This is a genomic window from Citrobacter sp. Cy070, from assembly GCF_030332245.1.
GTDB classification, from domain to species: Bacteria; Pseudomonadota; Gammaproteobacteria; order Enterobacterales; family Enterobacteriaceae; genus Citrobacter; species Citrobacter youngae.
Genome location: NZ_JAOWIG010000062.1, coordinates 1 through 5,266 on the forward strand (window position 1 = coordinate 1; position 5,266 = coordinate 5,266).

4 protein-coding genes, 4 tRNA genes and 1 pseudogene are annotated in these 5,266 nt (G+C 49.5%); 2 read left to right on the forward strand and 7 right to left on the reverse strand.

Going from position 1 to position 5,266, the window contains the following annotated elements:
* From tuf to OGY19_RS10060, 5 genes are all read right to left on the reverse strand, one after another.
* A partial coding sequence (gene tuf, locus OGY19_RS10040) for an elongation factor Tu (protein WP_286534202.1) occupies positions 1 to 1,016 on the reverse strand: 1,016 nt, incomplete at its 3' end.
* Positions 1,017 to 1,134: 118 nt separating this feature from the next.
* A tRNA-Thr gene (locus OGY19_RS10045) sits at positions 1,135 to 1,210 on the reverse strand.
* 5 nt (positions 1,211 to 1,215) lie between these two features.
* Positions 1,216 to 1,290: transfer RNA gene (locus OGY19_RS10050), tRNA-Gly, on the reverse strand.
* Between the two features lie 115 nt (positions 1,291 to 1,405).
* Positions 1,406 to 1,490, reverse strand: a tRNA-Tyr gene (locus tag OGY19_RS10055).
* An 8-nt stretch (positions 1,491 to 1,498) separates the two neighbouring features.
* Positions 1,499 to 1,574 (reverse strand) — tRNA-Thr (locus OGY19_RS10060).
* Positions 1,575 to 1,593: 19 nt separating this feature from the next.
* Between OGY19_RS10060 and OGY19_RS10065 the strand changes: the two are divergent.
* Positions 1,594 to 1,674 (forward strand): annotated as a pseudogene (locus OGY19_RS10065) (hypothetical protein); the annotation flags it as partial.
* Positions 1,675 to 1,964: 290 nt separating this feature from the next.
* On the forward strand, positions 1,965 to 2,915 hold the full coding sequence (gene coaA / locus OGY19_RS10070) for a type I pantothenate kinase (protein ID WP_040232296.1): 951 nt from the start codon (positions 1,965 to 1,967) through the stop codon (positions 2,913 to 2,915).
* 36 nt (positions 2,916 to 2,951) lie between these two features.
* Here coaA and birA read toward each other — a convergent pair whose 3' ends face one another.
* Together birA and murB are read right to left on the reverse strand one after the other, a co-directional pair.
* On the reverse strand, positions 2,952 to 3,914 hold the full coding sequence (birA, locus tag OGY19_RS10075) for a bifunctional biotin--[acetyl-CoA-carboxylase] ligase/biotin operon repressor BirA (protein WP_115601182.1): 963 nt from the start codon (positions 3,912 to 3,914) through the stop codon (positions 2,952 to 2,954).
* On the reverse strand, positions 3,911 to 4,939 hold the full coding sequence (gene murB / locus OGY19_RS10080) for a UDP-N-acetylmuramate dehydrogenase (RefSeq protein WP_115601183.1): 1,029 nt from the start codon (positions 4,937 to 4,939) through the stop codon (positions 3,911 to 3,913). Before murB ends, birA begins: the two co-directional genes overlap by 4 nt.
* Positions 4,940 to 5,266 lie beyond the last annotated feature (327 nt).

Here is a 5,266-nt window from a genome sequence, read left to right on the forward strand (position 1 = left end):
GTCACGTCAGTAGTACGGAAGTAGAACTGCGGACGGTAGCCTTTGAAGAACGGAGTATGACGGCCGCCTTCGTCTTTGGACAGAATGTACACTTCAGATTCGAACTTGGTGTGCGGCTTGATAGAGCCCGGCTTAGCCAGTACCTGACCACGTTCGATTTCTTCACGTTTGATACCACGCAACAGAACACCAACGTTCTCACCAGCACGGCCTTCGTCCAGCAGTTTGCGGAACATTTCAACGCCAGTACAGGTAGACTTGGCAGTCTCTTTGATACCAACGATTTCAACTTCTTCACCAACTTTGATGATACCGCGTTCTACACGACCGGTAACAACGGTACCACGACCGGAGATGGAGAATACGTCTTCGATTGGCAGCAGGAACGGCTTATCGATAGCACGTTCTGGTTCCGGGATGTAAGAATCCAGGAAGCCAGCCAGTTCGATGATTTTCGCTTCCCACTCTGCTTCGCCTTCCAGCGCTTTCAGAGCAGAACCACGAACGATCGGAGTGTCGTCGCCCGGGAAATCGTACTGAGACAGAAGTTCACGAACTTCCATTTCTACCAGTTCCAGCAGCTCTTCGTCATCAACCATGTCGCATTTGTTCAGGAACACGATGATGTACGGAACGCCTACCTGACGACCCAGCAGGATGTGCTCACGAGTCTGCGGCATCGGGCCGTCAGTCGCAGCAACAACCAGGATCGCGCCGTCCATCTGCGCAGCACCAGTGATCATGTTTTTAACATAGTCGGCGTGGCCCGGGCAGTCTACGTGTGCGTAGTGGCGAGTCGGGGTGTCATATTCAACGTGAGAAGTGTTGATGGTGATACCACGTGCTTTTTCTTCCGGCGCGTTATCGATCTGATCGAATGCGCGAGCAGCACCGCCGTAGGTTTTAGCCAGAACGGTAGTGATTGCAGCGGTCAGCGTTGTTTTACCATGGTCAACGTGGCCGATAGTACCGACGTTAACGTGCGGTTTAGTACGTTCAAATTTTTCTTTAGACATCGATTGTCCCTCTAAGACACGGATAAATCGGTGATATCACCACATCAACCAGGCAATATACCTGAGCTGTTGAATGCTTTTAAAAGTAAACAGAGAGAAACGGGAGGGAGAAGTGAAGTGGTGCTGATACCCAGAGTCGAACTGGGGACCTCACCCTTACCAAGGGTGCGCTCTACCAACTGAGCCATATCAGCACGTCTGGAGCGGGCAGCGGGAATCGAACCCGCATCATCAGCTTGGAAGGCTGAGGTAATAGCCATTATACGATGCCCGCATCCTGAAACTCGGCTACCCAGTTCTTTCTGTAACAAAAAAGAGATTTCTCTCTTTTATGTTTGAGCTGATTAAATTTTTTAACCAACTCAGGCGGCGATAACGCTGCCAGAAAGTGGTGGTGGGGGAAGGATTCGAACCTTCGAAGTCTGTGACGGCAGATTTACAGTCTGCTCCCTTTGGCCGCTCGGGAACCCCACCGGACTTGATGGTGCCGACTACCGGAATCGAACTGGTGACCTACTGATTACAAGTCAGTTGCTCTACCTACTGAGCTAAGTCGGCATCAAGTAGCGCGCATTTTATGGATACCTGCGTGCTCATGCAACTAAAAAATTGCATAAAATGTTCTTCCGCTCACATTTTGCACTATACGCCCGATAAATAATCTATTTCTTATCTGAATTGCACAAATTTCCAACGTTGAGCGTTATAACCGGAGAGGGTTTTGCTCCGTTATTCACGTCCAGACAGAGAGAAAGCACATCTTTATACATCTGGAATACTCGTCACAATGCTTTTCAGGGGACGATTTTTTCTTATTATTCCCCCTCATCTGGTGTTACCCTCCTGCCCATTGTCCAAATTAACTGAAATGTGCGTGCCATTGCGTGCCGGGGATGATTTCGTTTTTTATCACTGACCTGATATAGCAATGACAGCCAGACCATGCGTATGAGTATAAAAGAGCAAGCGTTAACGTCGCCTTACCTACAGTTTGATCGCAACCAGTGGGCTGCGCTTCGTGATTCAGTGCCGATGACCCTGACCGAGGAAGAGATTGCTCGTCTTAAAGGCATTAACGAAGACTTATCGCTGGAAGAAGTTGCCGAGATTTATTTGCCTCTATCGCGTTTGCTAAATTTTTACATCAGTTCGAACCTGCGACGTCAGGCAGTGCTGGAGCAATTTTTAGGCACGAATGGCGAGCGTATTCCTTATATCATTAGTATTGCTGGCAGCGTCGCTGTCGGTAAAAGTACGACAGCGCGCGTTTTGCAGGCACTGCTTAGCCGCTGGCCAGAGCACCGCAAAGTTGAGCTGATTACGACCGATGGGTTTCTTCACCCAAACCAGGTGTTGAAAGAACGCGGGCTCATGAAGAAGAAAGGCTTCCCTCAGTCTTATGATATGCACCGTCTGGTAAAATTTGTTTCCGACCTGAAGTCAGGCGTCCCTAACGTCACAGCGCCGGTCTATTCTCATCTGATCTATGATGTGATCCCTGATGGTGACAAAACCGTTGCCCAGCCCGACATATTAATACTCGAAGGGCTAAATGTATTACAAAGCGGGATGGACTATCCTCACGATCCGCATCATGTATTTGTTTCTGACTTCGTCGATTTTTCTATTTACGTTGATGCGCCAGAAGAATTACTCCAGACATGGTATATCAACCGCTTCCTGAAATTCCGTGAAGGGGCATTTACCAACCCTGACTCTTATTTCCATAACTATGCGAAATTGTCCGAAGATGAGGCTATCAATACAGCAATGTCGCTCTGGAAAGAGATTAACTGGTTGAATTTAAAACAAAACATACTACCTACGCGTGAGCGTGCCAGTTTAATCATGACCAAGAGCGCCAATCATGCCGTTGAGCAAGTCAGGTTAAGAAAATAAATAAAAAAGGGGAGCCGATGCTCCCCCTTCTTTTTATTATTCAGCGCTTCTGAGCGATATTTCCCCACCCATCCATGGCTTTATCTCACCATTCTGCTCCAGCAATAGTGCACCTTGAGCATCTATTCCCCGCGAGACACCAAATATTTCTTTATCGCCAATAATGAGTTTAACCGGGCGGTTGATAAAGTTATCAAGTGCCTTCCAGCGTGATAAATAAGGCACTAACCCCTCTTGCTCAAACAGTATCAGTGCAGCACGAAGCTCGCGGATCAGTCGAGCCGCAAGAGTATTACGGTCAATGTTTATGCCTGCTTCCTGCAGGTTAATCCAGCCTTGATTAACCACATTTTCTTCAACCCGGCGCATGGACATATTAATACCCGCGCCAATAACGATTTGTGCGGCATCACCTGTCTTACCAGTGAGTTCAACCAGGATCCCTGCCAGTTTACGGTCGAGTAAATAGAGGTCGTTGGGCCATTTTACACGGACTTTATCCGCACCCAGATCGCGCAAAACCTCAGCCATGACGATACCAATCACCAGACTCAGACCAATTGCAGCGGCCGGGCCCTGCTCCAGGCGCCAGAACATAGAGAGATACAGGTTAGCACCAAATGGCGAAAACCATTTACGCCCACGCCGGCCACGCCCAGCCTGCTGATACTCCGCCACGCAGGCATCTCCGGATTCCAGTTGCCCAATTCGATCCAGCAGATACTGGTTGGTTGAATCGATTACGGGTAGAACAGTAATGTTTCCGCCACCCAGCTGAGAATGAATAAGTGATGAATCTAATAGCTGGATAGGTTCAGGTAAGCTATATCCTTTACCAGGGACAGTAAATACATCAACACCCCAGTCACGTAGCGTCTGGACATGCTTATTGATTGCCGCACGGCTCATTCCCAGCGTTTCACCGAGTTGCTCACCGGAGTGAAATTCGCCATCGGCTAATAATGAAATAAGCGTCAGGGGGACGGTATTATCCTTCATGCAACGATCTCCACGGCATTCACCTCACCCTGCGGGCCGATAAACCGGACTTCCGGTTCGAGCCAGACATTGAATTTCTCACCGACTTTTTGGCGTACGTGATGCGCAAGTTGCACTACATCCTGACTCGTCGCATTATCTGCATTGATCAGCACCAGTGCCTGCTGCTGATGTACCGCTGCGCCACCAATGCGCATACCTTTTAGCTGGCAATGATCGATAAGCCAGCCAGCAGCCAGTTTCACAGAACCATCAGCCTGCGGGTAATGAGGCGCAATCGGAAATTTCGCCAGTAGTTCCTGTGCGATATCCGAACTGACAACCGGATTTTTGAAGAAACTCCCCGCATTACCGTTTACTTTTGGATCGGGCAGCTTTGTGGTGCGCATATGACAAACAGAATCAAAAACCTGCTGAGGCGTTACCGTTGCAGGATCCAGGCGCGTCAGGTCACCGTAAGTGAGGACGGGCTGCCACTGTTTAGGTAAACGCAGCCCAACGGCTACAATCGCGAAACGATCCTGGTACTCATGCTTGAAGATACTGTCGCGGTATCCAAATCGGCATTCTGTGGCACTTACACGCAGATGCTTACCGGTAGCCAGTTCAATGCAGTCCACATATTCGCAAACACGCTGAAGTTCCACACCATAAGCACCAATATTCTGGATTGGCGATGAGCCAACACAGCCGGGAATAAGCGCCAGGTTTTCCAGTCCAGGCATGCCAAGCTGCAATGTATGCTGTACCAGATGATGCCAGTTCTCACCAGCCCCAACGTGTAGGTACCACGCGTCAGGCTTCTCTGTAACCTCTATACCTTTGATACGGTTGACGATCACCGTTCCCTGGAAGGTATCAAGAAACAGGACGTTACTCCCTTCGCCCAGGATCAGTACTGGATGATGTGATGCATTGGCTAATTGCCAGGCATTCAGTAGTTGTTGCTCATTTTCGGCGCGGACAAGTTCATTAGCTTGTTGATCGATACCGAAGGTGTTCCAGGCTTTAAGGGAGTGATTCATAGACGCTTTCCTGATGCAAAATCGCGCTTAGTTTACCGCATATGCTGCAAGATGGCTTGTGTTATGGAGGCTCAGGATGTTGCTTTGCCCCCGATGGTACGCGCTGCAGCCGTACTTATTGCCTGATGCGCTGCGCTTATCAGGCCTACAAAATACGTTCAGGCCGGATAAGGCGCTGCGCCGCATCCGGCAATGTGCACCCCGCACAGACGCAAAAAAGCCCATCCGTCAGGATGGGCTTCTTCACTTATTTGATGCCTGGCAGTTCCCTACTCTCGCATGGGGAGACCCCACACTACCATCGGCGCTACGGCGTTTCACTTCTGA